30 protein-coding genes and 1 other RNA gene are annotated in these 26346 nt (G+C 67.7%); 21 read left to right on the top strand and 10 right to left on the bottom strand.

The features are described from left to right. Nucleotide 1 precedes the first annotated feature (1 nt). From LWF15_RS04840 to LWF15_RS04770, 15 genes are all read left to right on the top strand, one after another. A complete protein-coding gene (locus tag LWF15_RS04840; RefSeq protein WP_232809138.1) occupies nt 2-862 on the top strand; it encodes a type II secretion system F family protein in 861 nt (286 codons plus the stop codon). After that, nucleotides 859-1770, top strand: a complete 912-nt coding sequence (locus tag LWF15_RS04835; RefSeq protein WP_232809137.1) for a type II secretion system F family protein — start codon at nt 859-861, stop codon at nt 1768-1770. Before LWF15_RS04840 ends, LWF15_RS04835 begins: the two co-directional genes overlap by 4 nt. Before the next feature lie 194 nt (nt 1771-1964). Next, nucleotides 1965-2138, top strand: coding sequence for a hypothetical protein (locus tag LWF15_RS04830; protein WP_232809136.1), 174 nt, complete (start codon nt 1965-1967; stop codon nt 2136-2138). 70 nt (nt 2139-2208) lie between these two features. Then, nucleotides 2209-2559: a TadE/TadG family type IV pilus assembly protein gene (locus tag LWF15_RS04825; protein ID WP_232809135.1), complete on the top strand. Its 351-nt coding sequence runs from the start codon at nt 2209-2211 to the stop codon at nt 2557-2559. A 420-nt stretch (nt 2560-2979) separates the two neighbouring features. Next, nucleotides 2980-3420 (top strand): pilus assembly protein, encoded by a 441-nt coding sequence (locus LWF15_RS04820; RefSeq protein WP_232809134.1) that lies wholly within the window; start codon nt 2980-2982, stop codon nt 3418-3420. After that, nucleotides 3421-3858: a pilus assembly protein TadG-related protein gene (locus tag LWF15_RS04815; RefSeq protein ID WP_232809133.1), complete on the top strand. Its 438-nt coding sequence runs from the start codon at nt 3421-3423 to the stop codon at nt 3856-3858. Between the two features lie 430 nt (nt 3859-4288). Next, on the top strand, nt 4289-4531 hold the full coding sequence (locus LWF15_RS04810) for a helix-turn-helix domain-containing protein (protein WP_232809132.1): 243 nt from the start codon (nt 4289-4291) through the stop codon (nt 4529-4531). A 417-nt stretch (nt 4532-4948) separates the two neighbouring features. Beyond that, nucleotides 4949-6058: a peptide chain release factor 2 gene (gene prfB, locus LWF15_RS04805; protein ID WP_232809131.1), complete on the top strand. Its 1110-nt coding sequence runs from the start codon at nt 4949-4951 to the stop codon at nt 6056-6058. A gap of 221 nt (nt 6059-6279) precedes the next feature. Then, a complete protein-coding gene (ftsE, locus tag LWF15_RS04800; protein ID WP_232809130.1) occupies nt 6280-6969 on the top strand; it encodes a cell division ATP-binding protein FtsE in 690 nt (229 codons plus the stop codon). A gap of 64 nt (nt 6970-7033) precedes the next feature. Beyond that, complete coding sequence (gene ftsX, locus LWF15_RS04795; RefSeq protein ID WP_232809129.1) at nt 7034-7948, top strand: permease-like cell division protein FtsX; 915 nt, start codon at nt 7034-7036, stop codon at nt 7946-7948. 71 nt (nt 7949-8019) lie between these two features. Next, complete coding sequence (locus tag LWF15_RS04790) at nt 8020-9312, top strand: M23 family metallopeptidase (RefSeq protein WP_232809128.1); 1293 nt, start codon at nt 8020-8022, stop codon at nt 9310-9312. A 121-nt stretch (nt 9313-9433) separates the two neighbouring features. Beyond that, on the top strand, nt 9434-9904 hold the full coding sequence (gene smpB, locus LWF15_RS04785; RefSeq protein ID WP_232809127.1) for an SsrA-binding protein SmpB: 471 nt from the start codon (nt 9434-9436) through the stop codon (nt 9902-9904). A 146-nt stretch (nt 9905-10050) separates the two neighbouring features. Then, nucleotides 10051-10422: a transfer-messenger RNA gene (gene ssrA, locus LWF15_RS04780) on the top strand. Between the two features lie 292 nt (nt 10423-10714). Then, on the top strand, nt 10715-11509 hold the full coding sequence (locus tag LWF15_RS04775) for a hypothetical protein (RefSeq protein WP_232809126.1): 795 nt from the start codon (nt 10715-10717) through the stop codon (nt 11507-11509). Between the two features lie 227 nt (nt 11510-11736). Further along, the gene (locus tag LWF15_RS04770) at nt 11737-12171 is read left to right on the top strand and encodes a hypothetical protein (protein WP_232809125.1); all 435 of its coding nucleotides are present in this window, start codon (nt 11737-11739) and stop codon (nt 12169-12171) included. Here LWF15_RS04770 and LWF15_RS04765 read toward each other — a convergent pair. Both LWF15_RS04765 and LWF15_RS04760 read right to left on the bottom strand, forming a co-directional pair. Beyond that, nucleotides 12157-12924 carry a PIG-L deacetylase family protein gene (locus LWF15_RS04765; protein WP_232809124.1) on the bottom strand — a complete coding sequence of 256 codons (768 nt, stop codon included), beginning with the start codon at nt 12922-12924 and terminating at the stop codon, nt 12157-12159. The two genes, LWF15_RS04770 and LWF15_RS04765, sit on opposite strands and share 15 nt — an antisense overlap. A 252-nt stretch (nt 12925-13176) precedes the next feature. Further along, nucleotides 13177-13944, bottom strand: a complete 768-nt coding sequence (locus LWF15_RS04760) for a hypothetical protein (protein ID WP_232809123.1) — start codon at nt 13942-13944, stop codon at nt 13177-13179. Between the two features lie 177 nt (nt 13945-14121). Here LWF15_RS04760 and htpG point away from each other — a divergent pair, with 177 nt between their 5' ends. The 3 genes from htpG (at nt 14122) to LWF15_RS04745 (ending at nt 17852) form a co-directional block, all read left to right on the top strand. Further along, entirely contained in the window at nt 14122-16047 is a 1926-nt protein-coding gene (htpG, locus tag LWF15_RS04755) for a molecular chaperone HtpG (protein ID WP_232809122.1), read from the top strand. Between the two features lie 29 nt (nt 16048-16076). Further along, nucleotides 16077-16613, top strand: a complete 537-nt coding sequence (locus LWF15_RS04750; protein ID WP_232809121.1) for a DinB family protein — start codon at nt 16077-16079, stop codon at nt 16611-16613. 246 nt (nt 16614-16859) lie between these two features. After that, complete coding sequence (locus tag LWF15_RS04745) at nt 16860-17852, top strand: D-alanyl-D-alanine carboxypeptidase family protein (RefSeq protein WP_232809120.1); 993 nt, start codon at nt 16860-16862, stop codon at nt 17850-17852. Between the two features lie 12 nt (nt 17853-17864). Here the strand turns inward: LWF15_RS04745 and LWF15_RS04740 are convergent, their stop codons facing one another. From LWF15_RS04740 to LWF15_RS04720, 5 genes are all read right to left on the bottom strand, one after another. Beyond that, the gene (locus tag LWF15_RS04740; protein ID WP_232809119.1) at nt 17865-18251 is read right to left on the bottom strand and encodes a hypothetical protein; all 387 of its coding nucleotides are present in this window, start codon (nt 18249-18251) and stop codon (nt 17865-17867) included. 2 nt (nt 18252-18253) lie between these two features. After that, a complete protein-coding gene (locus LWF15_RS04735) occupies nt 18254-18766 on the bottom strand; it encodes a hypothetical protein (RefSeq protein WP_232809118.1) in 513 nt (170 codons plus the stop codon). Between the two features lie 4 nt (nt 18767-18770). After that, nucleotides 18771-19331: a hypothetical protein gene (locus LWF15_RS04730; protein ID WP_232809117.1), complete on the bottom strand. Its 561-nt coding sequence runs from the start codon at nt 19329-19331 to the stop codon at nt 18771-18773. Nucleotides 19332-19501: 170 nt separating this feature from the next. After that, entirely contained in the window at nt 19502-20965 is a 1464-nt protein-coding gene (locus LWF15_RS04725; protein ID WP_232809116.1) for a hypothetical protein, read from the bottom strand. Between the two features lie 249 nt (nt 20966-21214). Continuing rightward, nucleotides 21215-22069, bottom strand: a complete 855-nt coding sequence (locus tag LWF15_RS04720; RefSeq protein WP_232809115.1) for a hypothetical protein — start codon at nt 22067-22069, stop codon at nt 21215-21217. A 388-nt stretch (nt 22070-22457) separates the two neighbouring features. On the opposite strand from LWF15_RS04720, the gene LWF15_RS04715 reads away from it, so the two are divergent. Next, nucleotides 22458-23327, top strand: a complete 870-nt coding sequence (locus LWF15_RS04715) for a helix-turn-helix domain-containing protein (protein WP_232809114.1) — start codon at nt 22458-22460, stop codon at nt 23325-23327. A gap of 54 nt (nt 23328-23381) precedes the next feature. On the opposite strand, the gene LWF15_RS04710 is transcribed toward LWF15_RS04715, so the two are convergent. Together LWF15_RS04710 and LWF15_RS38060 are read right to left on the bottom strand one after the other, a co-directional pair. After that, nucleotides 23382-23600 (bottom strand): DUF397 domain-containing protein, encoded by a 219-nt coding sequence (locus LWF15_RS04710; RefSeq protein WP_232809113.1) that lies wholly within the window; start codon nt 23598-23600, stop codon nt 23382-23384. Between the two features lie 514 nt (nt 23601-24114). Next, nucleotides 24115-24339: a DUF397 domain-containing protein gene (locus LWF15_RS38060; RefSeq protein ID WP_408622570.1), complete on the bottom strand. Its 225-nt coding sequence runs from the start codon at nt 24337-24339 to the stop codon at nt 24115-24117. Between LWF15_RS38060 and LWF15_RS04705 the strand changes: the two genes are divergently transcribed. Together LWF15_RS04705 and LWF15_RS38055 are read left to right on the top strand one after the other, a co-directional pair. Further along, nucleotides 24266-24460 (top strand): hypothetical protein, encoded by a 195-nt coding sequence (locus LWF15_RS04705; protein ID WP_232809112.1) that lies wholly within the window; start codon nt 24266-24268, stop codon nt 24458-24460. The two genes, LWF15_RS38060 and LWF15_RS04705, sit on opposite strands and share 74 nt — an antisense overlap. A 289-nt stretch (nt 24461-24749) precedes the next feature. Continuing rightward, nucleotides 24750-25088 carry a DUF397 domain-containing protein gene (locus tag LWF15_RS38055; RefSeq protein ID WP_352396695.1) on the top strand — a complete coding sequence of 113 codons (339 nt, stop codon included), beginning with the start codon at nt 24750-24752 and terminating at the stop codon, nt 25086-25088. A 40-nt stretch (nt 25089-25128) separates the two neighbouring features. On the opposite strand, the gene LWF15_RS04700 is transcribed toward LWF15_RS38055, so the two are convergent. Beyond that, entirely contained in the window at nt 25129-25863 is a 735-nt protein-coding gene (locus LWF15_RS04700; RefSeq protein ID WP_232809111.1) for a dienelactone hydrolase family protein, read from the bottom strand. Nucleotides 25864-26346 lie beyond the last annotated feature (483 nt).

Raw genomic sequence — 26346 nt, 5'->3', positions numbered from 1 at the left:
CGTGGGGGCGTTCGTGGGACTGATCGCCGGGGTCGGGGCCTTCCTGATCTGGTGGTCCTGCTGGGAACCGGTGTCCCGGCCGCTCACCTCGCGATCGATCCTGATCGGGAGGCTCAGGTCGCTGCTGCAGGAGGCCGACCTACCGTCGGTCTCGCCTCCGGCCTTCTTCGCCGTGTGCACCGCGGCGGCGGCCGGTACCGGGTTGGCACTGTTCGTCTTCACCCAGGTCGCCTCGATCGCCGGCTGTTTCGCCGGCATCGCGGGCTGGGCGCCGTACCTGGTCGTGCGGGGCCGCGCCCGGCGCCGACGGCAGCGGTTCCGCGAACTCTGGCCCGACGTGGTGGACAACCTGGCCTCCGGTGTAAGAGCCGGGCTTTCGTTGCCCGATGCGCTGGCTGCCCTGGGGGATCGTGGTCCCGAACCTCTGCGTCCGCCCTTTCGTGCCTTCGCCCGCGACCACCGGCTCAGCGGCAACTTCGCCGGCTCGCTCGACGCTCTGAAGGCCCGGCTGGCCGACCCCACCGGAGACCGGCTCTGCGAGGCACTACGGATCACTCGCGAGGTGGGCGGTTCCGACCTGGGCAAACTGCTGCGCAACCTGTCCACCTTCCTGCGCGACGATGCGCGGGTCCGCTCCGAACTCGAGGCCCGGCAGAGCTGGACGGTCTCGGCCGCCCGGCTGGCAGTCTCTGCCCCGTGGCTCGTGCTGGCGCTCCTGGCCACCAAACCCGAGTCGGTGCAGGCGTACAGCAGCACCACCGGCACTGTGGTCCTGGCCGTCGGCGGCGGGGCCTCGGTGCTCGCCTACCGTCTGATGACGGTGATCGGCCGGCTCCCGGAAGAGCGGCGGGTGCTGCGATGAGTGCCGCCGGTGCGCTGGTCGGCGCGGTCGCCGGGATCGGTGCCTGGCTGATCGTGCTGGGAGTGCCCTGGCGAAGGCACCCCACCCTCGACCAGCGTCTCGCGCCCTATCTACGTGGCGCCCGACTACGGGAAGAGGTTGTCGTCGGCAGTTCCGGGCTTCGCGAATGGCTCCGGCCCGTGCTGATTTCCGCCTCAGCGTGGGCGGCGCGAATCAGCGGCGGCAACGCCTCCGTCGAGAAACGCCTGCACCGTCTGGGGTCCGGGCTGTCGATCGAGCAGTTCCGGGCTCAGCAGGTGCTGGCCGGGGTGGCCGGCGCCGGTCTCGGCGGGAGCGGTGCTGCACTGATCGCGACCGGCAACGGACTGAGCGCGGTCACGCTGATCGGTCTGGTGCTGATCGGTGCGTTGCTCGGTGTACTCGGCCGGGACCAGGTCCTGGACTGGCAGGTGCGGCGCCGGGAACAACGGATCCTGGCCGAGTTCCCCTCTGTGGCCGAGATCCTCGCGCTGGCCGTGGGAGCTGGGGAAGGGCCGCTCGGGGCCCTCGACCGGGTGGCCCGCACCTGCACCGGTGACCTGGCCGACGAGATCGCCCGTACCCTGGCCGACGCCCGCACCGGCCGGTCGCTGACCCAGGCGCTCAACGACCTCGCCTCCCGCACGGCCGTCCCCAGCCTGGCGCGCTTCGTCGACGGAATGGTGGTGGCCGTCGAACGCGGCACGCCGCTGGCTGATGTGCTGCGGGCACAGGCCCAGGACGTCCGTGAGCTCACTCGACGAAGACTCATGGAGTCCGGCGGGCGCCGGGAGATTGGAGCCATGGTTCCGGTCGTCTTCCTGATCCTGCCGGTGACCGTGTTGTTCGCGCTCTACCCAGGCCTGGCCGTACTTGAGCTCACGGTCTAGCCGGCACTCAGAACCATCACCAGAACGGGGAAATCATGTACACCACAGCCCGCCTCATCCGTAGCCGAGATCGCGCCCGCACCGGCCGCACCACCGAGCCCGGCGCGGTTCGAGCCCGGCGTACTCCGAGGCACCGATCCACCTTCGGAAGCCTCTGTCCGGCAGACTTTCTCGCAGCCTCGCTGACGACCCGCATGCATGCCCTTCACGAGCAGACCCGGCGAGGAAGCGATCGCGGCGACGTACCGGGCTGGGTGCTGGTGACCCTGATGACCGCCGGCCTCGTGGTGGCGCTGTGGGGCGCCGCCGGGCCAAGGCTCGTGCAGATCTTCAACGACTCGGTGGACAGCGTCGTTGGCGGGCCCTGAGCCGGGCCGAGGGGAGGGGGTCGCGGGCAGGCAGCCTCTATTAGGCAGTCGGACCGACCAGGGATCGGCGGTGGTCGACTTCGTGTTGGTCAGCGGTCTGCTGCTCTTCCTCTTCCTAGGCCTGATCCAGCTGTCCATCACCCTGCATGTGCGCAACGTCCTCATCGACTGTGCGATCCAGGGCGCGCGATTCGGTGCCTTGGCCGATCAGGACCCCCAGGCGGGCGCCGAGAGAACACGTGGCCTGATCGGCGAGGCCCTCTCGGCGGGCTACGCAGGCCGGGTCTCGGCCCGGCTCGTCCACCTGGAAGGACTGACCACGGTGGAGGTTCGCGTGCAGGCCCCAGTGCCGGTGGCCGGGTTGATCGGGGTGGGGCGCAGCCTCACCGTGACCGGGCACGCCGTGGCTGAGGCCCCGTAGTAGGGGTTGGCTTTGAGGTTTCTGGTGGCGTGAGTCCCAGGATCAGAGGGGCCGAGCCTGGTGAATGAGGAAGGGCTCGTAGGCGGTTCAAACGAGCGGAGGGAGGCAGGGCTGGATACGTAGAGCGGTCTGGCGCAGGTCGTTGGGCCCGGCCTGATACGCGGGTCGGCCGGGTACAGCCGATGCGGCCGGGTACAGCCGATGCGGCCGGGTACAGCCTGATGCGGCTGGGGACAGCCTGATGCGGCTGGGGACAGCTTGATGAGGACGGGGGGCACCCTGATGAAAGGGAGGGCCGGTGCGCTCGGCGCTCTGGGCAAGTAAGGGGACCGAGTGATTGAGACGGTTTTGGTGAGTCAGTCAGGTCCAACGAATGGAACAGGCCCGGTGAGTCCGAGACGCCCGGCGAGCCTTCACATCGTGCGACGGTCAATCGACGATTCGGGTTCAGCCGTCATCGAATTCGTCACCCTGGGCCTGCTGCTCATGCTGCCCGTGACCTACCTCGTTCTCGTCCTGGGCCGCATCCAGGCCGCCACCTTCGCAGCGAACGGAGCCGCCCGGGAAAGCGCCCGTGCGTTCGTGGCGGCGTCCAGCGAGGCCGAGGCAACCTCGCACGCGGCGGTCTCGACCGGGCTGGCCCTGCGTGACCACGGGTTCGACCAGGGGGCGGGCGACCTGGACATCGTCTGCGCGGCCTCGCCCTGTCTGACCCCGGGGGAGCGGGTGACGGTGCAGGTCCGGATCACGGCGCGGTTCCCCTGGCTTCCCGCAGGCTTCGCCGACGCGCTGAACGCCGGCGTGGTGGTCAGCGCGCAGCAGATCGAGACCGTCGACGAGTTCAGGGAGACCGGGCCGTAGATGAGGGACGAGCGCGGTCAGATCCTGTTGCTGACCACCGGATTCGTAGTCCTGGCACTGCTTCTCGTGCTGGTCACGGTCGATGTCACGGCACTGCACCTGCAGCGCCAGGAGTTGCAGGCCCTGAGCGACGCAGCGGCTCGCGATGCCGCCGATGCCCTGGACGAGGCGACCTTCTACCGCCACGGCGCCCAGGAACGCCCGGTCCCGTTGTCCGATGCCTCGGTGCGCTCGAGCGTGACCGGCTATCTGGCCCAGCGGGCCGTGGACGTCGACGTGGGCATCGGGCGGCCCACCGGCGCCCTGGACGATGCAACGGCCCAGGTGACGCTCACCGGAACGGCCCGGATCCCGCTGATCGGACTCGTCGTGCGGCGTTGGGCCGGCGGCGTGCCGTTGAGAGCGACCAGTCAGGCCACCGCTGAACAGATTCCGTAGCGGTCGGTGCGACGGGAGCCAGGTCGACGAACATCACCGCCTTCGAAGCCCTCGAGAACCGAACCTCCGCAACCCCGCAGAACGCCAGCACGAGCGTCCGTGCTTTGTCGTTCTGCCCGAGCGCCCCCTCGAGAAAGACCACCAGGCCACTCCGGCCGGGCGCGACCAGATGAACCACCACTCCGCACCGCCGCAGACGATCGCGCACGCGCGGAGCGAGCCGGGCCGGGTCCATCGAGCCTCCTCCACCACCAACGCAAAGCCCCGACCCACCGGGACGGAGGGAAAGGTCGACCGGCAGGTCGGGGCGGCCTGAGGCGATGCGGATAATCCTGACCGCTTCGGTGATTCACCATATCGTTTCGGGAAACCACGAATCAAGCCGCTTTCTGCTACTCCCTCCGTGGCCGGGACACCTACGGTCTGGCAAATGGACGACTTGGGGCGAGTCGTGGCGCGGAACATCCGCGGCGAGCGCTCGCGCCTGGGCCTCACCCAGGAGGAGTTCGGCAAGCTCGTCGGCTGGTCGCTCAGTCAGGCGCACGACGCCGAGAAGGGCAATCGGCAGATCAAGGTGTTCGAGATCCCGGCGATCTGCCGCGCTCTCCAGGTCACTTTCGCCGACCTCTGCCGAGGCGCCGAGCCGGACGATCTCGACGCCCTCGGCCTCTGAGTCTCCCCGTCGGATCCGCGTGATTCCAGCCGCCGGATCCACCCGCAGCCAAAAGATGCGCACCCCTGCGCACGGGTGCACCCTTTTCCTGTGACCTGGTGAGTGTGAGAGCGAACCGGGGATCGGGGAATGGGAGCCCCTGTGGGAGTTGGAGCCCAGCCGCGCGTCCGGAGTCGAGTCAGGACGCGCGGCCGGGAGCCCGCGGAAGCCGGAATGCGGTGAAGTCCCAGGTCGGCCTGGCCGCATCTCGTCGGCTCCGGTATTCACTGTAAAACGGGCATACCCTCCGCAAAGGGTCAATTATGTGACGCATGCAACACGGCTGCATGAAGAAGGCCGTACCTCTGGGCGCCCCGGGCACCTCGCCAGCCATGCCGACTCCGTGTTTCGGCCGCGAAGCGCGTAACCTCGATCAACGTGGCGACCGACTTCCCTAGCGAGATCCGCGCTCTGCGCACCACCCTGGAGACCATTCTCAAGGTGAGCGACCTGGACCAGCTGCGTTCCCAGATCGCCGAGCTCTCCGAACAGGCCGCGGCCCCCGACCTGTGGGACGACCCGGACAAGGCGCAGGTCGTCACCTCCCGGCTCTCCCACCAGCAGGCCGAGCTGGACCGGCTGGAGAAGATGAGCGCGCGCGTCGACGACCTCGAGGTCCTGGTCGAGCTGGCCGAGGCCGAGGACGACGCGGACACCCTGGCCGAGGCCGAGAACGAACTGCAGGCCGTCCGCAAGGCGCTCGGCGAGCTGGAGGTCCGCACCCTGCTCTCCGGTGAGTACGACGCCCGTGAGGCCCTGATCACCATCCGCTCCGAGGCCGGCGGGGTGGACGCGGCCGACTTCGCCGAGATGCTGCTGCGCATGTACCTGCGCTGGGCCGAGCGGCACCAGTACAAGACCGAGGTCTACGACACCTCCTACGCGGAGGAGGCCGGCCTCAAGTCGGCCACGTTCCGGGTGGACGCGCCCTACGCCTACGGCACGCTCTCGGTCGAGCAGGGCACCCACCGCCTGGTGCGGATCAGCCCGTTCGACAACCAGGGCCGCCGGCAGACGTCGTTCGCCGGTGTCGAGGTCCTGCCCGTGGTGGCCGAGACCGACCACATCGAGATCCCGGAGAACGACATCCGGGTCGACGTCTACCGCTCCTCCGGCCCGGGTGGTCAGTCGGTCAACACCACCGACTCCGCGGTCCGGCTCACCCACATCCCCACCGGCATCGTCGTGACCTGCCAGAACGAGAAGTCGCAGCTGCAGAACAAGGCCTCCGCGATGCGCGTGCTGCAGGCCAAGCTGCTGGAGAAGGCCCGGCAGGACCGCCAGGCCGAGCTCGACGCGCTGAAGAACGACGGCGGCTCCAGCTGGGGCAACCAGATGCGCTCCTACGTCCTGCACCCCTACCAGATGGTGAAGGACCTGCGCACCGAGCACGAGTCGGGCAACCCCGGCGCCGTGTTCGACGGGGCGATCGATGAGTTCCTGGAGACCGGCATCCGCTGGCGGAAGTCGCAGGAGCAGTCCGCCTAGGCCTGCGGGCACCAGAATTTGAGGACGCCTGTACGCGCGGCTACCGCGCGTAGAGGCGTCCTTCACTGTCCGGCGCCGCGCAAGGCACAGAAACCGCACGGGTTCACATTCGCACCGCACTCGGTCCTCTCAGGTCCACATCCGCACTCCTGCGGACCCCTAGACTTCGATCGGCCGCGTGCACCCTCCCTTAGTCCCCGACAGCGGCCGAGGTCTGAGCCGTGATCCGATTCGACGACGTCACCAAGGTCTACCCGGGCACCAAGCACCCCGCGCTCAACTCGATCAGCCTCGAGGTGAGCAAGGGCGAGTTCGTCTTCCTCGTGGGAGCTTCCGGGTCGGGCAAGTCCACCTTCCTGCGCCTGGCCCTGCGTGAGGAGAAGCCGACCAAGGGCGTGGTCCGGGTCTCCGGCAAGGACGTGGCCAAGCTGTCCACCTGGAAGGTTCCGCACCTGCGCCGCACCATCGGCGCCGTGTTCCAGGACTTCCGGCTGCTGCCGAACAAGACCGTGTTCGAGAACGTCGCGTTTGCGCTGCAGGTCATCGGCAAGCCGCGGCACGCCATCGCGCACACCGTCCCCGAAGTGCTGGAACTGGTCGGCCTGGCGGGCAAGGAGCAGCGGTTCCCGCACGAGCTGTCCGGTGGTGAACAGCAGCGGGTGGCGATCGCCCGGGCCTTCGTGAACCGCCCGGCCATCCTGCTGGCCGACGAGCCGACCGGAAACCTCGACCCGAACACCAGCGTGGGCATCATGCGGCTGCTCGACCGGATCAACAAGACCGGCACCACGATCGTGATGGCGACCCACGACCACGAGATCGTCAACCAGATGCGCAAGCGCGTGATCGAGCTCGAGCACGGCAACATGCTGCGCGACGAGGCCACCGGTGTGTACGGCTACTCCCGCTGACCGTCGCGCCTGACCGTCCTGCCCGAACGTCCCCGGCCCGGCCTCCAGAGCAACTGAGAAGGACATGCGTTTCCAGTTCATCCTCGACGAAATCCTGATCGGCCTGCGCCGCAACATCGCGATGGCGATCTCTGTCGTGCTCGTCACCGTCGTGTCGCTGTTCCTCGTCGGTCTCGGCTTCCTGGCCCAGCGCCAGGTCGACACCATGAAGGACTACTGGTACGACCGGGTCCAGGTCTCGATCTTCCTGTGCGGTGACGTCTCGACCGCGGCCAGCTGCGCCGACGGCAAGGCCACCGAGACGCAGAAGGAGTCGATCCAGGCCGACCTGAACGCGCCGCAGCTGGCGCAGTACGTCGAGAAGGTCTACTTCGAGACCCAGGACGAGGCCTTCAAGCGCTTCAAGGAGCAGTTCAAGGACAGCGCGCTGTCCGAGAACGTGACGGTCGACCAGATGCCGGAGTCCTACCGCGTCGACCTCAAGGACCCGGAGAAGTACCAGGTGGTGGCCGAGTCGTTCACGGCCAAGCCCGGGGTCGAGTCGGTGGAGAGCCAGAACCAGGTGCTGGACCGGCTGTTCGCCCTGCTGAACCAGCTCAAGTTCGGGGCCTGGCTGCTGGCCGCGGTCACCCTGGTCTGCTCGGTGCTGCTGGTGGCCACCACGATCCGGCTGACCGCCTTCACCCGCCGCCGGGAGACCGGCATCATGCGCCTGGTCGGGGCCTCGAACTTCTTCATCCAGCTGCCGTTCATCCTGGAGAGCATGATCGCCGCGGCCGTCGGGGCCGGCCTGGCCTCGCTGGCGCTGGTCGGGGTCACCAAGTTCCAGATCCAGGACCGGCTGGCCCAGTCGCTGACCTTCACGAACTACGTCGGCGTGGGTGACGCTCTGATGATCGTTCCGTGGCTCTTCGTCATCGGATTGGGCATCGCTGGCGTGTCGGCCTTCCTCGCACTGCAGAGATACCTCAAGGTGTAGTTACTCCTGTACCGTGTGTGACCGATGTTGCCACCCCGATACGGGGTTGTCCGGCGACAGGAGGCATGCGGATGAAACGGCTGACCACCCGACGGAACTCGCGTCCGGCCCGGTTCCTTGCCGCCGTGATGGTGGCGGGGGCCGCGCTGACGGCCGGGGTCACGAACCTGGCCCAGACGGCTGCCCCGGCCGCTGCGGACGAGGTCGAGGACAAGCGGGACAAGCTCGCCGAGGAGCTCCGGGAACTGCGGAAAGACCTGGAGGGCACCTCCGAGGAGCTGGTCGATGCCGCGGTCCGGCTCCGGACCGCGGAGTCCCGGCTGAACGAGGCCAACGCCCGTCTCAAGGCCGCCGAGGCCGCGCTGGCCAAGGCCAACGCCCGGGACGAGCAGCTGGCCGGCGAGCTGGCGGTGGCCGAGGCCGCGGTCGAGAAGGCGCAGCGCGACCTGGAAGCCGGGGCCGAGGAGCAGCGCCGCACCAAGGAACGGCTGGCCGGGATCGCCCGGGAGGCCTACGTGAGTTCCGGCTTGGCCGGCCTCTCCATCGCGCTGGACGCGCAGAGCCCCGAGCAGTTCGCCGACCGGGTCAGCGTGGCCGGGACCGCGCTGCGGGCCCAGGGCGGCGTCATCGACCGGCTGGCCGTCGAGCAGGCCGAGACCCGCGCCCGGGAGGCCAAACTCGACGCCGGCCGGCGTCAGGTGGCCGCTCTGAAGAGGGAGTCCGAGCAGCTCGTCGAGCAGCGGGCGGCCGCCACCACGGCCGCCCGCCAGGCCAGCGACGAGATCGGTGACCTGGTCGAGGAGCGCGAGCAGGCGGTCGCGGCGATCGCCGCCCGGAAGGCCGCGGAGCAGAAGCGGGTCGACGATCTCGAGGACGAGCAGGACGAGCTGGCCCAGATCCTGCGGGAGCGGGCGGCCCGGTCCGCCTCCTCCGGGGGAGGCGGCGGCGCGAACCCCCCGGCCGACGGTGGGAACGGGCTGTCCTACCCGGTCAGCGCACCGATCACCTCCAGCTACGGCTACCGCTACCACCCGATCCTGAACTACCGAAGGCTGCACGCGGGCACCGACTTCGGAGCTTCCTGCGGGACGCCGCTGCGGGCTGCGGCCTCCGGCACGGTGGTGCGGGCGGGCTGGGCCGGTGGTTACGGCAACCAGATCGTGGTGGACCACGGCCGGATCAAGGGCTCCAGCCTCGCCACCTCGTCCAACCATCTGAGCCGGATCTCGGTGCGCAGCGGCCAGACGGTCGGCCGGGGCCAGGTGATCGGCTACACCGGCACCACCGGGCTGTCCACCGGCTGCCACCTCCACTTCGAGGTATATGTGAACGGCTCCACCGTCGACCCGATGGGCTGGCTGTGACCGCTGCGCCCACCGCGTAACGGGGCTAATCAGGTGGGCACCACCCGTTGCACCCTCATAGACTTGACCTTCGGCAATCCGGCTGGAGACAGCCGCGAGGAGAAGAAGAGGTGAGGTGGGCGTGCCCAGGGAGACCGGTCGCAAGGTGGTCGCGACCAATCGCAAGGCGCGGCACGACTACCACATCGACGACACCTACGAGGCGGGCATCGTGCTGACCGGGACCGAGGTGAAGGCCCTGCGGGAGGGCCGCGCCTCCCTGGTCGACGGCTTCGCCCAGATCGACCGGGGTGAGGCGTGGCTCGAGCACGTGCACATCCCCGAGTACTTCCAGGGCACGTGGAACAACCACGCACCGCGTCGGCGCCGCAAGCTGCTGCTGCACCGGGCCGAGATCGACAAGCTGGCCGGCAGCACCCGGGAGGGCGGCTACACACTGGTGCCGTTGCAGCTGTACTTCAAGGACGGCAAGGCCAAGGTGGAGATCGCCCTGGCCCGCGGTAAGAAGAACTGGGACAAGCGCCAGACCCTGCGTGAGCAGCAGGACAAGCGCGAGGCCTCCCGGGCGATGTCGCTGCGCGTCAACCGCTGATCCGGACGTTGTCGGGAGGCGGGAACACGGCCGGAGGCTGTAGAGTTATACAGCTGTGAGGGCCCGGCCACGGGTCCTGATTGACAACTGAACAAGGCAAGACTGGGAAAGATCTCCATCTTCTGCAACCAGGTCCTTCCCCTCACGGGGGTGACTGGTTTCGACGTTGGTCGTCTTACCAGGGGAAGCGGGCCGAGTACGCGATGTGATCTCGTTAATCCTCGTCGCAAACCAATAGTTGCCAATACATCGCGCAACGACCTCACCCTCGCTGCCTAAGCGAGGCCTGTAGGTCCGTCAGTCCGGGAACGCCTTCGGCCCGGGTCCTGGCGTCGACTAGGAGGCCACTGCCCAAAGGACCGGTCACGGGGCCTGCGGGAACACTAACCGTGACTGAGCCCGGCTCGGTGACCCGCCTGTGGGATCGCCGGGGCTAAGAAAAGCCACAGCAGGCTGCGCCCGGAGAAGTCCTGGTTCTGCGCTGACGGACGGGGGTTCGAATCCCCCCACCTCCACAGAACGAAGAGCCCCCGAACCGCGAGGTTCGGGGGCTCTTCTCGTTTGCCTCCGAACCGGCTGAGAAATCTCTGTGCCGTCGTGCAACGCCCCGCTGCCCCCAGGCGTCCTGCCTGCGGAAGAACCGAATCGGCATGAACTTCGCTCAGGGTGACCAGATGTCACGTGCGAACGGCCATGACGATTCGCAGGCGCTCTGGGGGGCAATAGGTGATCCACCGTTGTCGAACACGCATGCCTGCGCCCGGTCTACCGACAGCTGGACATCACCTGTTTGAGAAGGAGCTCGCGTTCATGCCGACCACCAGTCCATCCCTCACCCTCGGTGGCAAGATCGTCGCCGCCGCCGGTCTGCTGTTCCTCGTGGCCACCTTCCTGCCGTGGTACAGCTTCACGGTCAAGGCCTTCGGCACCTCAAACACCTCCAGTGCCAACGGCTGGGACGTCGGCCTGGCCAAGGTCGCCGCCCTGCTGGTCTTCGTGGCCCTGGCCGAGGTGATCGTCACCCAGGTGGCCAAGGTTCGGCTGCCGGTCAGCCCGTCCCTGCTGGGTCTGGGCCGCCTGGCCGTCTCGGGCCTGGCCGCGCTGCTGGTCCTGGTCGAACTGGTCAAGGGGCAGGACCTCGACATGCCGGACACCTCGGGCCTGGAGAGCCTCTCCGCGGGCCTGGGGGCCGAGGTCGACCTGGGCATCGACTACTCCTTCGGGCGTAGCTTCGGCATGTTCGCCGCCGTGCTGTTCGCCCTGCTCCTGGTGGCCGGCAACGTCCTGCGACTGCGTGAGACTCCGGCCCTGACCGGCCCGGGTCAGTACCCGGGCCAGGGTCAGCAGCAGTTCGGTCACAACCCGCAGCAGGCTCCCTACAGCAACCCGCAGCAGCAGTACGGCAACCCGCAGCAGGCCCCGTACGGCAGCCCGCAGCAGCAGTACGGCAACGACCCGCAGCAGTACAACCAGCAGAACCAGGGCGGCCAGCCGTACAACCAGAACCAGTACGACGAGACCCGTTTCAACCCCGACGGCTACGGCCAGCCGCGTCGGCCGGAGCGCGGCCAGCAGTACCCGCCGCAGCAGGACGGGCAGTACTGAGCCGACGGCTCGATCGAAGGCCGGGCATCAGCAGGTGCCCGGCCTTCGTCGTTTCCGCAGAACAAGGTTCGGAACGGATCGGCGAAACCCGTTCGGTGGGCGTCCGCTTCCGCCGAATCGTGACATCACCACCGAAACCCGCCTGCGTCGCCCGCCCGTGCCTGGCAGAGTGAGCTCACAGGCGGCCGACAGGTTCGGCCCTCGGACAGGATCGGAGTTCCTCGGCCATGGCCAGCAGCAGTCTCCCGCTCACGACGGGCGGAAGGATCGTCGCCGTCGCCGGCGTGCTCTTTCTGCTCGACACGTTCGCACCCTGGCACCGCCTGTGCGTCGTAGTGCTGGACGTCGAGGCCTGCCGCACCCACGACGCCTGGGCCACCACCTGGTCCAGCGTCGCCGCGCTGCTGGTGGCCGTTCTGCTGGCCGAGCTGCTCGTGTCTCAGGTGGCCGGGCTGCGCCTACCTGGCGACTGGGCGCGGTTCCGGCTCGGAATCGCGGCCCTGGCCACCGCACTGGTGATCCTGCAGGTGTTCGTGGGTGACGGAGCGCTGGATCGTACCTACGGCGTCTGGTTCGGGCTCGTCCTCGCCGCCGCTCTTACCTACGGCAGCTACCTGCGCAGGACGGAAGCGCCGGTCGGGCGCCTGTCACTGAACCGGTAGGAAGACGTACTCCTCCAGGTCGGGAATGCTCTTCCCGCCGAACAACAGTCCCAGCTGACTGCCGTACCAGCCGATGAAGCCGGCCTTCTCGTCGTGGTCCACCTCGTACTTGACCCGCTCGGTGCCTTCGGGGGCGAGCACGTTGCCGCCCTCGCGCAGAACGCCGGGCTGCTCCGCGTACCAGCCCACGGTGCGTGAACCGGACAGGGCCTTCCCGAGCTCGTGAGTGATCACGTGGTCGACGTGCCCGGCCCGGCCCAGCGGGGCCAGGATCAGGTCCTCCCGCGTGGTGGCCAGGCTCACCCGCTGCTCCAGTACGGGCAGCAACGGCTGGTCGGGCTCGGCGATCCGGCCGCGCGACATGTGCGCCTGGGTGGGGTACACGCAGTCCAGTTCGGGCAGCCAGCGTGCGGCCAGGCGGGGAACGCGCGAATCCTTACGGCGCCGGAACAGTGCGTCCTGGAAGCCGAAGTGGACGCCGGTCGCGCCGATCGAGCGCAGTGCCACCTTGTCCTCGGCCCGGCGCCGGCTGTACAGGGGCTGGGCCCGACGGGCGTTGCTCTGCCGTAGGAAGGCCCGGGCCGGATGGGCCGGCCGCTGGCCGTTGCAGGAGGAGAACAACGTCATCACCGTCACCGGGGTGAGGGGCGAGGTCTGCGCGATCAGCGAGCCGCAGGAGAGCGCCGCATCGTCCAAGTGCGGGGAAAGGATGATGATGCTCGCGTGGTCCTGTAAAGCATCCGCTCCGATCACGACGGCTTCCTCTCTGAGCGTGACGCGCTGCCCGCCTCCGAGGACAACGTCCGGCGGAGTTGCGAGCGCGATGAACGACGCTGCTCAGCTTAGGTATCCGGGTGTGCGGCAAGGCTATTGACGCGGCCGAGGGGGCCAGGAGCCAAACGGACGACCCTCGGTGGGGCGCGGACCGGAATGTTCCGGATCGCCCGGCCCGCCACCCACCGAACCGGACGTGCGCGCGATCGGTGCGCGCGAACGTCCTCAGTTTCAGGAGACCGGAAGGAAGATCGTCTCGTCGAGCGCCGGGATGCGCTTGCCCAGCTCGGACCGCGAGTGCGTGGTGTACCGCTCGAGGAACTGTGCCTTGACGGTGTGGTCGACGTCGAACTTGACCCGCTCGGTGCCCTCGGGAGCCGCGATCTCCTCCTCCCAGGTCTGCGCGTCCGGCTGGTCGGCGTAGAAGCCCACCGAACGCCCCGCCCGCGACAGCGCCCAGCCCACCTGGTTGGTCAGCACCCGGTCGACGTTCCCGCTCAGCCCCAGCGGCGCCAGGATGATGTCGTCCTTGCTGGTGCTCAGCGAGACCCGCTGCACCAGCTCGTCGACCAGCGGGAAGTCGAGCGGTGAGATCGCCCCGCTGCGGATGTGCCAGCGGTAGGTCGGGTAGACCACCCCGAGCTCGGGCACCAGGTTGCGCACCACCTTGGGCACGTTGCGGTCGGTGCGGCGGCGGAACAGCGCGTCGTGCAGGCCGAAGTGCACGGCCGTCACGTTGATCGAGCGCAGGGCCAGCGTGTCCTCGGTACGGCGCTGCGCGTAGAGCGCAGGGGCCCGCACCGCGTTGCGCTTGTCCAGGAAGGAACGGGCCGTCCTGGTCGGGCTGTCGCCCTGGCTGTGGGTGAAGAAGGTCATCACCGTGACCGGGGTGGTGAGCGCCAGCTGGGACAGCAGATAGCCGCAGGACAGCGCCGCGTCGCCCAGGTGGGGGGAGAGCACGATCACGGGACGGTCTGACAGGGACTCCGGTGCGGCCACTGGGCCATCCTTTCGCGAGGGCGGGGGTGCTTGGGTTCGCCGTTGACAAACCCAAGCACACCCGGGCGCCTCAGACGTCAGAAGGTGCGGCCCGCAGCGGCCCGGGCGGACTAATCTTTGCCTCGCAGTGCGCCGGACCGCAGTGCACGAACGAAGAAGAACATCGGGAAAGGTGCCATGACGACCCAGGCCGAGAGTTACGAGTTCCAGGTCGAGACCCGTCAGCTGCTCCAGCTGATGATCAACTCGATCTACTCGGACAAGGACCTCTTCCTGCGCGAGCTGATCTCCAACGCCTCCGACGCCCTGGACAAGCTGCGGCTGGAACGGTTCAACGACGACACGCTCGACGTCGACACCTCCGACCTGCACATCCGGATCGACCTGGACGCGGCGGCCCGCACGCTGACGATCAGCGACAACGGCATCGGGATGTCCCGGGCCGAGGTGGTCGACCTGATCGGCAAGATCGCGAACTCCGGCACCGCCGAGTTCATGCGCCAGCTGAAGGAGGCGCAGCGTGAGGAGGCCGACACAGAGGAGCTGATCGGCCGCTTCGGCGTCGGCTTCTACTCCAGCTTCATGGTCGCCGAGCGGGTCACCATGATCACCCGGCGGGCCGGTCAGGCGGAGGCGACCCGGTGGGAGTCGGCCGGTGAGGCCACCTACACCCTCGAGCCGGTCGACAGCGCTCCCCAGGGCACCACCATCACGCTGCACCTGAAGCCGGCCGACCCGGAGGACCGGCTCTTCGACTACACCGATCCGCGCAAGGTGCGCGAGATCGTCACCCGGTACTCCGACTTCATCACCTGGCCGATCCGGATGGCCGCGATCCCGGTGCCGGGGGACGACGACGAGGCGGACGAGGCGGCGGAACCGGCCGAGGAGACCGTCAACTCCCGCAAGGCGCTGTGGACCCGCCCGGCCGGTGAGGTCACCGACGAGGAGTACGCCGAGCTCTACAAGCGGATCAGCCACGACTGGAACGACCCGCTGGAGACGATCCGGCTCAACATCGAGGGCACGCTGCAGTACCAGGCCCTGCTGTTCCTGCCCGAGCGGGCCGGTGCCAACCTGTTCAGCCCGGACGCCAAGCACGGGGTGCAGCTGTACGTGAACCGCGTGTTCGTGATGGACGACGCGGAGGAGCTGCTGCCGGCCTACCTGCGCTTCGTCAAGGGTGTGGTCGACTCGCAGGACCTCGCGCTCAACGTCTCCCGCGAGATCCTGCAGCAGGACCGGCAGATCGAGTCGATGCGCAAGCGGCTGACCAAGCGGGTGCTGCAGGCGGTCAAGGGCCTGGCCGCGAACGAGCCGGAGAAGTACACGAAGTTCTGGGGCGAGTTCGGCCGGGTGGTGAAGGAGGGCCTGCTGCAGGACTTCGCCAACCGCGACGCGATCCTCGAGATCTGCTCCTTCGAGTCCACGAACGACCCGGAGAAGCGCACCAGCCTGCGCGACTACGTCGAGCGCATGCCTGAGGACCAGGACAAGATCTACTACCTCACCGGCGACTCCCGGCAGGCCCTGGAGAACTCCCCCTACATGGAGGCGTTCCGGGCCAAGGAGCTGGAGGTGCTGCTGCTGACCGACCCGATCGACGAGGTCTGGGTGGACGGCATGCCGGAGTTCGACGGCAAGCAGTTCCAGTCCGTGGCCAAGGGCGACATCGACCTGCACGAGGACGACACCGCCGAGGAGAAGGAGAAGCAGAAGGAGCAGTACTCCGCTCTGCTGACCTGGATGGGCGAGGTGCTGACCAAGGAGGTCAAGGAGGTCCGGCTGTCCAGCCGCCTGACCACCTCGCCGGCCTGCGTGGTCAGTGACCAGAACGACGCCACCCCCACGCTGGTCAACCTCTACCGGGCGATGGGCCAGCCGATCCCGCAGGAACGCCGGATCCTCGAGCTGAACCCCGCGCACACGCTGGTCGAGGGGCTGCGCTCGGCGCACGAGGCCCGCCCGGAAGACCCGAAGCTGGCCGAGACGGTCGAGCTCGTGCACGGCATGGCCCTGCTGGCCGAGGGCACGCAGCCGGACGATCCGGCGCGGTTCGTGCAGTTGCTGGCCACTCAGCTCGGGGAGACGTTGGGCAGATGAGTCAGGGCGCGGGGGAGCAGGAAGAGCCGATGAGAGACGAGTACGGTCGCCCTGAGCCGCCGGCTGCGGGCACCGAGGCGGAGGTCCTTCTCGGCTTCCTCGACTACCAACGCGCCACTTTCGCCTGGAAGATCAGTGGTCTGGATGCGGCAGGGCTGGCGACAGCCCTGCCGCCGTCCCCGATGACGCTCGGGGGGATGATCAAGCACCTCGCGTACGTCGAGGACGAGTGGTTCCACGTCCGGCTGTTGGGTAAGCAGCGCCCAGCCCCGTGGGACGAGGTGGACTGGGGGAGCGACCCCGACTGGGAGTGGCACACCGCCGGGGAAGACACTCCCGAGCAGTTGCATGCTCTCTGGCAGGCCGCGCTCGCTCGTTCCCGGGAGGCCACGGCCACTGCCCTGGCCGACGCAGGCATGGGGCGCCTGTCCCGCTACCAGTTCCGCGACACCGGCCAGACCCCCAGCCTGCGCTGGATTCTCACCCACATGATCGAGGAGTACGCCCGGCACAACGGGCACGCCGATCTGATCAGGGAGTCGATCGACGGGCTGGTCGGCGAGTAACACGCGACTCTCTGCTGCCGTCTGATCGCACAACGTCTCGGTAGCCTCGGTCGTGTGCAGTCTGCGCCTCGCCGAGCCACGCTCGTCCTTGCCCTGGCCCTGGCCGCCACGGTGGTTCCGTCCCAGCCGGGTCTCGCCCAGAACCAATTGGGGACGTCCTCGAGGACTCGAGCGGAAACGTCCGTTGGTGGGGACGTGAGTTGGCTCGTACCTCGGCAGGCTGCGGTTCCCGGGGGAGAGCCCAAGGTGACGTGGCCGGCCAAGGGCCGCGCGCGCATCGCGGTGCCCGGGGTAGGAACGATGGGCAATAAGGACAGCGGTGTGAAGTCGGTGCCGATCGCCAGCGTTACGAAGGTGATGACTGCGTACACGATTCTGACGGACCATCCGCTGCGGGCCGGACAGGAGGGCCCGGTCATCACGGTGACGAAGGCCGAGGCCGCTACCTACCCCAAGCGCAAGGCCGAGGGGGAGTCCGTGGTCAAGGTGAAGGCGGGGATGCGGATCACCCAACGGCAGGCGCTCGAGGCTGTGCTGATCCGCTCAGGCAACAACATGGCCGACATCCTCGGCCGCTGGAGCGCCGGCTCACCCAAGCGCTTCGTCGCCCGGATGAACTCCAAGGCGGCCGAACTGGGTCTGACGTCGACCTCTTTCGCCGATACCTCGGGGCTGAGCCAAAAGTCCCGCAGCAGCACCATCGACCTGCTCGACCTGGCTGTAGCGGCGATGAAGGATCCGACCTTCGCCGAGATCGTCGCCACGCCCAAGGCCCAGATCCCGATGAACACCCTGACCACGACCAACAAGCTGCTGGGCCGCAACGGCGTGATCGGGATCAAGACCGGATCGACGAATGCCGCCGGAGGATGCCTGCTCTGGGCCGCGACCGACCAGGTGAACGGCGAAACCCGCACGATCTACGGGGTGATGCTCGGGGCGCCCGGCCCGCTGATTCTCACGAACGCGCTCAAGGCCAGTGAGAAGATGGTTGTCTCGTCGCGAAAGGCGTTGCGGCGCGTGACTCTGTTGCAGCGCGGCACCCCGGTTCTGTCGGTCGCCGGAGACGACGGGGTGGTACGGCAGTACGGTGTTGCGCAGACGCTCGCCGTGCCCGGGTGGTCAGGGATGAAGTATCGCCTGGGGCTGCCGATCGGCTTCACCGACGGCCAGGCCCCGACCGAGATCACCGTGAAGACCAGCGGTGAGTCGATCGGGGTCGGCCTGGAAGAGCTGTAGACCGGGCCGCTTTCAGCCCCGCAGCCTTCCCACGAGACCGATGAGCAGCCCGGCGCCGACCACCAGGAGCACCACCGAGAGGAAGCCGGCCAGGGCGACGACCGAGACCAGGCAGGCCAGAGAGAGCGTGATCGAGGCCGGGCGGCTCGTACTGGTGAAGCCTTCGGTCAGCACGGCCGCGACGAGGATCCCGGCAAAAGCACCCGCTGCCAGCCAGAGCACGGCGAGGTGGTGGCCGCCCAGGGTGAAGACCGAGGTGAGCCGGTGGGCGTCGAACCACTCACCGGCGGTGTACATCCACACCGCGGCCATCACGTCGGCCGTCGCCGTCGCCCAGATCCAGCGAACCGTGCGGGTGGAGAGCTCCGTCCGGTCGGCAACCAGGTTCGTCTGCCACACGTTCACCACCTCCAGGCGACCAATGGGAAGAACAGGGCCGGCTCTCCGTCCCGAGGCGGCCGGCCCGGGCCGATCACGCCGAACACCACCGGGTCGAGGCGTTCGAGGGAAGCGGCCAGGATCGGCGCGGCACCGGTGATCCGCTCGAAGACCCCGGCCACCCGGGCCAGGTCGGGATGGGCGGGGACGCTCCCGAGCACCTCGCGAGCCAGTTCCGGGCTGCATCTGCGGCCGGACGGGGGGATCGCGGTGATGTCCACCTGCTCCGGGTCCAGTTCGTGGGCCAGCACGACGGCATCGAACAGCACGCCGGACTCGGCGATCTCCTTGAGCCTTTCGCGGCAGTGCCGGGGGATCGGCAGCCGGCCGTTGCGGGTTCGCAGTGGATCCTGCTCGGCCGCGAGCACCAGCCAGGGCCGGCTCCGGCGGTCGAGCAGGACGGTGGGCTCGGCGTGGAAGGTCTGCACCTGCGGCTCGGGCAGGCCCGGTGTTCTCGGCCGTACGGTCGCGTTCATCGGTTCACCGGTTCGGGGTGGTCGGCCGGAAAGACGCGATGGCCACCAGGAACAGGGCGAACAGGCAGGCCAGCGACAGCAGAAGTGCGCTCGCTGTGAGCATGGCCGCGAGCACGCCGGAGGTCGCCACCGTACCCGTCACCGCCAGCACACCGATCGCGGCGAGCTGGGGAGTGTTGACCTCGGTCAGCCCTCGGCTGGTGCCGGCCAGCACGGCCAGGCCGGCCAGGTAGAGCAGGCTGAGGACCAGCACGAAGAACTCGTTGTGCCCCAGGGTTGTGGTCGTGCACAGCAGACTCTGGCAGGGGAACCGGCCGCCGTGTGCGCCCAGCGACACTGCCGCAGCCCCCGCGCTGAGCGGGGCCAGGAGGAGCAAGAACCGACGGACGCGGCGGGGCAGGGGGATCGGGCACGATTCCCAGGTGCGGGTGGAGTTGAGAAAGTCTCCCAGAGCATCGGTCCGGCTCTCCTCGAGACCGAGAGCACAAACGTCCTCAAGTAGTTGGGGTGGTTGGACGGCGGTTTCGACTGGGGCTCGGTCGAGCACGCTGCGGGCGCTGGACATGGGTGGGCTCCTTGATCACGAGCCCGGCGCGAACGGGGGACGCGCCGCGGCTGCTGCGACCGATACTCCCGGTTGCGGGAACCGCTGTCAGGCAACGGCCTTGCGCCGAAACCGGATGGAACCGCAACGGTTCCACCTGGCCCCGCTACGGTTCCACCGCTTCCCGAGGTTCAGCTTCCCAGCAGCTCGTAGGCCGCGGCCAGCTCGGCCACCATGAGATCGCTGGAGCCGTGCGGCGGGGTGAGAACGTTGCCAGGCCCTGACGACTCGTCGCCGGACGCCCCGGGACGCAGCAGAAGTTCGAGCAGTTCGCGCTCACTGAGGTCGAGCAACTGGTCGCACTGGCCCCGGCCCAGACCCGTGGCGGCCGTGGTGTAGACCCGGGCGCCGGACTCACCGCCCGGCAGCAGCAGCCGGCCGATCGCCCGGACCCGCCGGTTGGGCTGGACCGCGACCATCCGGAGCCGGGCCTCGGCCACCAGCTGCCGCCACTCGCGCAGCGCCAGGATCGCCCGGCGGACGTTGTACAGAGCCGGGTCCTGGTCGGAACGGGCCGGCTGGCGCTCGATCAGCGCATCGAACACGTCGACCCGAATCCGCTCCAGGTCGAGGGCCTCCTGATCCGGCGGCACCCGGAGCACCCCGCGCAGCGACGAACGCAGCCGTTCCCCCTCGCCCACGCGGTGCAGGGTCAGCAACGTCTCGCCGCGGGCGCGGCCGGTGTCGCGGTCGAGCAGCCGGGCCAGCATCCGTCCGCCCGCCCCGTGGTCGGTGACCGGATCACCGAAGAGCGGGACATCGACCACCACCGTGCGCACATTGCGTTCGCGGCCCGGGACTGCCGCCCGGACAGTGATTTCCGGGCGGTCGGGATCAGGATGGATCTGAAGGGTGCGGGCCGGGACCTGCCGGGGGTCGATCAGGCCCGTCGGCCGGCTGGTGGCCAGGCCTTCCCGGGCCGGATCCGGCCGGGACCGGATCCGGGGCCGGTAGTCGCGGAACGGGCCGGTGCGGAACGTCTTGTGCAGGTCACGCCACATCTCGACCACCGCGCGCAGCGCCTCGTCGTCGCTCTTCAGCTGAGCGCGCAGGCGGTCGTAGCCGGCCACCACCTCGCCCAGACCATCGAGCAGATCACCGGGCAGCGGGCGCGGGCGCAGGCAGAGCTGGGCCAGGAGACCTCGGAGGCCGCCCGCGGCGCGCCGGGTCAGCACCAGCGACTGCTTGAGAAGCTCGGTACGCGCGGCCCCTTCGGGCAGGGTGAGTGCGGCCCAGGCCCGCGCCACCCCACGCTCGGCATCGACCAGGGACTGGTCGAGCGGCAGGTGGAGCCAGCGGTCCAGGGCGTCGGTGACTGCGATACGCAGCCACGGGCCGGCGGCGGAGAGGTCTGCTTCCAGGCGGGAGACCTCGATGCGCGAGCTCCCCCGATCCAGGTGATCGTTGATGCCGGCCACCGCAGTGTCTCCGACGAGGGCCCGGATGATGTTCTCGGAGGCGGAGTTCCAGGAAGTGACGGTGATCGATCGCCAACGGTGCGGGGTGGTGAGGTCCACGCTGATCCGGACCCCGGCCGTGAGCAGCGTCTCGTGCCGCAGCTCGCTCGCCGGGGTCTGGTGTCCGGCGGAGAACATGACCTCAGGCTCGACATCGTGACGATCTCCGGGGGAGAGCGTCACGGACACCATCATCAGCTGCCTCACCTTCGGATCACGGAAACGCTGGCCGGAAAGTGATTCTTCAGCGAGTGGGCGGAGGAATCGCTGAACGCGACTGAACTTCAGTGGCGAGAGACAAGTTCGATCGTCTCACCAGTTCACGTCAGTATCCAGGTCTCCCGCCCGCAAATCTGTCGTGCGGAGGGTACAAGTGCACTGTCCTGATCAGCCCGGGGACGGTTGCAGGTAGCAGTCCCGGGCGAAGCGCCAGGCGGTGACGCAGCCGGTGCGCAGCGGAATCTGCTGGGACGAGTGCGATCTCGGGCCCAGCCGCCAGGAGACGATGTGCTGGGTGCTGAGCCCTTCCAGCGCCAGCGCCTTGAGTCCGGGATACCCGCCGATGTCGGCCCAGACCGAGTCGCTCACGTCGCCCTGGGCCGGGTCGGCGAACTTGCGCAGCTTGCTCGCCCGGTCGCACAGGTTCTTGCGGGTGGGCTGGTGCAGGCTCCGGGGCACGGTGAGCCCGAAGCCCTGCAGCTGCCCCGGCGGGATCTGCCGGCGCCAGGTCTCGGGCGCGAACTCCACCCAGGCCAGGAACTCCTGGCAGGCCCGGATCAGGGCATCCCGGGCCCCGGCGTAGAGATGCGGGTTGCGCAGCTGCCCCAGCTCGGTCTGCTCCCGCCAGGTGATCCGGGCCAGCGCCAGCGTCAGATGCCGTTCCGGACCCTGGTCCGGCCCCAGGATCATGGTGGCGGTGTGCAGCACGGCCGCCACGTGCCCGGTGTCCGGGTCGACCTTGGTCAGCGCCGGCGGCAGCCCTTTGGCGGCATCGGTGAGGGCCGTCCAGGCCTGCTCCACATCCCCCACCGTCTGCTGGAACATGCTCAGCGCCAGCTGATGGGTCACCGCCGCCAGCCGGTGGGTGCTGGTCCCGTCCCCTCCGAGCAGGACCAGCACCTCCCGCCAGTCCCCGCACTCCAGCCGCTGGGCGCAGCGATGCAGGTTCTTGAACGGCCCGTCCGGCCCGTACGGCGAAGGAATCTCCTCACGTGGCCGTGGTGGAATCGGCGGCGTCACCATCGCAGGCCACCCCCTTGTCGTTCGTTGTCGCAGCCCGGGTCGCCGCCGGGCCGCAAGCCGATGAGACTCGCTGTGGGAGAGGAACTGACGGGCCCGCCCGGCCCCCGCGGGTCACCCCGCGCCGCCTTCCGATGTGACATGACCAAGCCCCTCCGATGTGAGAGCGGCTGCGGCTCAACCACCTGAGCTTCCGCCGAAAGCTGCCATGACCTGGCTGTCTGAAGATCGGCACAAGGCCTGCGAGGTGCTGGTCGGTAGGGCGCCGGCCGGGGTGACAAACCTCGGCAAATGCTTCTGGCACTGCTACGTTTGGCTTCGTACCACTTTGTGTAGGTCCAGCATGCAATCGCCCCTGGCAATTGACAAGCATCTGATCTAGCGGGGTGCCATGCCCGGTACACGCCCGAACCCCACCGCCAGCCGCCGCGCCCTCGCCGCCCGGCTTCGCCGCCTGCGCATAGCTGCAGGCAAGAGCGCCGAAGATGCAGCACGTGAGTTGATGGTCAGTGCATCGAAGATCAGCAGGTTGGAGAGCGGGGACCGGGCGCCCCAGCCACGGGACGTGCGAGATCTTGCCCGGTTCTATGGAGCTTCACCTGAGGATGTGCAGCAGTTGCAGGAATTGGTGTTGGAGTCGCGGCGCAAGGGCTGGTGGTCGCACTACGGCACTCGGGACGAACAGGTCGAGGTTTTCATAGGCCTGGAATCGGTGGCCACTCGCATCGACGCCTACGAAAATTTGCGGTGGCCCGGCCTGCTGCAGATTCCGGACGTTACTCGGGCGGTCCTCGACCCGCTGAAGCACTCAGAGAACTTGTCGACGGACTTCATTGAAGACCAGGTGAAACTCAGAGGTGAGCGCCAGCAGCGTCTGCTCGACGGACGCCTGGCACTCCACGCGATCATGGATGAGAGCGTCTTTCGTAGGCACTTCCCGCCGGGCGTTGCAGAGCGGCAAATGCGGCACCTGACGGATCTGTGCCGGGCTCTCGACAATCTCACCGTACAGGTTGTGCCCTTCTCCGTGGGGCCCTATCTAGGTATGGATGGGGCCTTCTGGATCCTACGTGACTCGGAGGTAGTAGATTCTGAGGATCTAGTTGTCGTCGAAGGTGTCTCCGACTCCAGTTTCATATACCGCTCTGCGCAGGTACGAATATACCGAGATTTGTTTACATCCATTTCTCGAAGTCAGGCTCTTGGGGAGAATGAGAGCCTGGCCTGGATAGAAAGATGTGCTCGCCAGCGGAAGGATTGAAGCCGTTGCCCCGCGATCGCTTCCTTTGATTCAGGGGCAACGGCTCAATCAACTTCAGGCCTCGAACTCAGAATTCTTCACTCCGGCCACGAATGTATTCCATTCGTCTTTGGTGAAGGAGAGGATGGGGCCAGGGATATCCTTGGAATCACGTACTTGCACGCCCTCGCCGACGAATTTTACTTCGACGCAACTCGCTGAGGTGCAGGCCATGGCGCGACGCCAGGGGGAGGGGGTCGGCTTCCCGTTGGTGGCGTCGGTGGCATCGAGCATGAGGGCTCCAGTTGTGATGAGATTGAACTCCGGGTGTATTCGTGGAAGGGGCGCACGCTGATGGTGGTACAAAAGCCAGTGCGTCCAAACCCGATGGAGGATACTCGCTACTCCGGCGTAGTCCAGGCTCGTCATCCAGACTGTCGTCGAATTGATTCTGTCAGCCCCTCGACGTGCGTCGATGCGGGGAGGGTCGTCCGTTATGTGTACAGGGGCAACGTCTCGCATATGCTGGGTTTGGGGCCTTGCGTTAGCTCATTGTTGGGCTGTCTGCATCAGGCCCTTGACATCCAATTGGTTTCTATCCTCGGCGCCGGGCGATGGTACAGCTGATCGTCATAAGTGGGTCGTAAGCTCTTGGCCAGGTAGCGCTGGAGGTTGCCGAGTAGAGGCTGGTGCCAAATGGTCCGCCTGCCCAGGAACCGTTGTCTTAGCTGTTTCGGTATGCGACAGGAACAGTGGCCGGGAGAGTGGCGATGAGCGGTTGTGTGTGCCGTCTCATCGTCAGGAGTTGTCAGACGTCGAACTCGGAGTTCCGGACCCCGGTCGTGAACGCTCGCCATTCACTAGCAGTGAAAGTCAGGACTGCTCCCGACACGTCGTGAGAGGCGCGAAGACGCACTTCGCTCTTGTCTGGCAGGATGAGTACTTGGACGCAGGTAAGCGTGGAACAAGCGCTGGAGGCCCGCCACGAATCCTTCGGTTCTGATTCAGGGACCAGAGAGATATTCTCGGCCATGATGATGGGTCTCTTCGAAGTGATCGAATTCTTTGCAGTGCCCGAGAAGTACGAGCAGGCCGTCAGAATACCTGCAGCACCGACCTGCGGCGGCGGTTTGAGTGACGCTCCCGTCGCTTAGGGGCGAGTTGCATCCGAGCCAGAAGCCGATTAGTCGACTCTTGCCTCACCTATGACAAGCCATTGACGCGGCACCTGCATCTGCGCGAAGTGACCGACACGTGTCGCATGCCCAACCGACTGTCTGGGCAGCTTCTTTGGGAGTCGGGAATATTTGACAGTTGACGGTGTCACCATGGGCGGCGCCATTCGGCGATCCTCTTGCCTTGTTTATGCGAGGCCGTCTACCTACCGTGGGAACGACGGATGACCCTGGATAGCGTTCCAGGGACGGGGAATGGAGCTCGCTGATGCTGGAAGACGATCAGCTGTTGCAGGCAGCCTCCTGGAGGCGGTCAAGTTGGTGCGCAGTAAGTAGCTGTGTCGAGGTTGCTGTGTTACCTGGCAAAGTGTTGGTGAGAGACTCCCGGGACGCCAGTGCGGTGCTCGTGTATCCGTCTGACCGCTGGGGGCGGTTCGTGGAGTGGGTTCGGGGCTCTCAGGGTGTCCCTGGTGAAGCAGGCTTGGTCGTCGAGTATGAGGACCGGGTGCGGCTGTTCGAAAGTGCGGAGGTCAAGTCACTGATCTTTGCCCGCAGTGAGTGGGAGGTATTCCTCCGGGGTGTGCGTGCGGGAGAGTTCGATGCTTAGGGTTGGCGGGGGCCGTCGTCGCGGTCCCCGCCAACCTCAGTTACGAGCGCCCGCTGAAGAACGAAACCGCCTCGCGCAGGGCAAGATCCGTCAACTCAGGATCATGCCGCACCCCAATGTCCCGCATGAACGCATGCTCCCCACCCGCATACACATGAAGCTCCGTGTCCGGGAGTCCAGCCGCGTACAGCGCTGAGATCACCTGCAGCCGCGCATCAGCAGGCACGTGCGGGTCGGAGGAGCCGAAGACCACGAGCAGCCGGCCCTTGATGTCCGAAGCGCGGGAGAGTGAATCGGCAACGTCGGCGCCGAGTTTCCCGTCCTGCAGCCCGGTCGGGTAGAAGCACACCGTGGCCGCCACCCGCTCGTCGAAGGCCGCGCGGAAGGCCAGGTGGCCGCCGATGCAGAAGCCGGTGACCAGGAGGTCGGTGACGTCGGGGCGGGTGGTCAGGTAGTCCAGGGCGCTGGTGCGGTCCTCGTCGAACTGGGCGGTGGGCATCGAGGCGGCGCCGGCCAGGCCGCGGGCCTTGCCCTCGTCGTCGAACTCCAGGGCCACGCCGGCCAGGTCCCCGCGGGGGTAGATCTCGGGCACGCAGACCAGGAAGCCGGAGGCGGCCAGGCGGCGGGCGGTGCGCAGGGTGGACTCGGTCAGTTGGAAGATGTCGGTGTAGAGCAGGACGCCGGGGCGGGGGGTGTCGTCGGCGGGGGATATGACGACCGACTTGATCTCGTGGCCGGCACCTGGGATCGACACGCGTTCCTCACGAAGCTTCACGCCAACGGAGAGTACTCCGGCCCGGTGGGACCGCCTGGAAGGCGTTGACCGACACGATCCGCCGAGGCCCGCCCCGCCGAGGCTGACGTTCAGTGACATGCCGGTCTGGGCCTGGCGGCCAGCACTAATGCACTCGGGCCGAGCGCCTGTGACCTCGACGTCCTGAACGACATCCTCCAGCGATCCACCGGGCCTGCGGAGTCAATGGATGAGGTTTGGCACGGTTGCACGATCCGTAATGTGAACTGATCTGGTCCTTACGGATCGTCCAGTTCTGCGGAAAGTCATAACCCGCAGGCACGGCCCCAGGGATCGCCTTGAGCTGGATCCGAACACTGGTCGACCCGGCGGGCTGCCGTCCTGACTACTCAAGCGTAACGCAAAGTTAATTTCTGGTTGCGGGCTGTGTATCTGCTGAGGGGGTGCCCATCTCTCTTCCGGGTGCCGGGCCTGCCCGTCCGGCCTTGCGAACCAGGAGTTCCG

This window comes from Kineosporia rhizophila, from assembly GCF_021277265.1.
GTDB classification, from domain to species: domain Bacteria; phylum Actinomycetota; class Actinomycetes; order Actinomycetales; family Kineosporiaceae; genus Kineosporia; species Kineosporia rhizophila.
The sequence above is the reverse complement of the archived record's forward strand: the minus strand, read 5'-3'. Positions and strand labels throughout refer to the sequence as shown.

Coding starts and splice junctions, on each gene's coding strand:
- LWF15_RS04835 (WP_232809137.1), top strand. CDS start 859: ATGAGTGCCGCCGGTGCGCTGGTCGGCGCGGTCGCCGGGATCGGTGCC.
- LWF15_RS04830 (WP_232809136.1), top strand. CDS start 1,965: ATGCATGCCCTTCACGAGCAGACCCGGCGAGGAAGCGATCGCGGCGAC.
- LWF15_RS04815 (WP_232809133.1), top strand. CDS start 3,421: ATGAGGGACGAGCGCGGTCAGATCCTGTTGCTGACCACCGGATTCGTA.
- LWF15_RS04810 (WP_232809132.1), top strand. CDS start 4,289: ATGGACGACTTGGGGCGAGTCGTGGCGCGGAACATCCGCGGCGAGCGC.
- ftsX (WP_232809129.1), top strand. CDS start 7,034: ATGCGTTTCCAGTTCATCCTCGACGAAATCCTGATCGGCCTGCGCCGC.
- LWF15_RS04790 (WP_232809128.1), top strand. CDS start 8,020: ATGAAACGGCTGACCACCCGACGGAACTCGCGTCCGGCCCGGTTCCTT.
- LWF15_RS04775 (WP_232809126.1), top strand. CDS start 10,715: ATGCCGACCACCAGTCCATCCCTCACCCTCGGTGGCAAGATCGTCGCC.
- LWF15_RS04770 (WP_232809125.1), top strand. CDS start 11,737: ATGGCCAGCAGCAGTCTCCCGCTCACGACGGGCGGAAGGATCGTCGCC.
- htpG (WP_232809122.1), top strand. CDS start 14,122: ATGACGACCCAGGCCGAGAGTTACGAGTTCCAGGTCGAGACCCGTCAG.
- LWF15_RS04750 (WP_232809121.1), top strand. CDS start 16,077: ATGAGAGACGAGTACGGTCGCCCTGAGCCGCCGGCTGCGGGCACCGAG.
- LWF15_RS04735 (WP_232809118.1), bottom strand. CDS start 18,766: ATGAACGCGACCGTACGGCCGAGAACACCGGGCCTGCCCGAGCCGCAG.
- LWF15_RS04730 (WP_232809117.1), bottom strand. CDS start 19,331: ATGTCCAGCGCCCGCAGCGTGCTCGACCGAGCCCCAGTCGAAACCGCC.
- LWF15_RS04725 (WP_232809116.1), bottom strand. CDS start 20,965: ATGTTCTCCGCCGGACACCAGACCCCGGCGAGCGAGCTGCGGCACGAG.
- LWF15_RS04720 (WP_232809115.1), bottom strand. CDS start 22,069: ATGGTGACGCCGCCGATTCCACCACGGCCACGTGAGGAGATTCCTTCG.
- LWF15_RS04715 (WP_232809114.1), top strand. CDS start 22,458: ATGCCCGGTACACGCCCGAACCCCACCGCCAGCCGCCGCGCCCTCGCC.
- LWF15_RS04710 (WP_232809113.1), bottom strand. CDS start 23,600: ATGCTCGATGCCACCGACGCCACCAACGGGAAGCCGACCCCCTCCCCC.
- LWF15_RS38060 (WP_408622570.1), bottom strand. CDS start 24,339: ATGGCCGAGAATATCTCTCTGGTCCCTGAATCAGAACCGAAGGATTCG.
- LWF15_RS38055 (WP_352396695.1), top strand. CDS start 24,750: ATGCTGGAAGACGATCAGCTGTTGCAGGCAGCCTCCTGGAGGCGGTCA.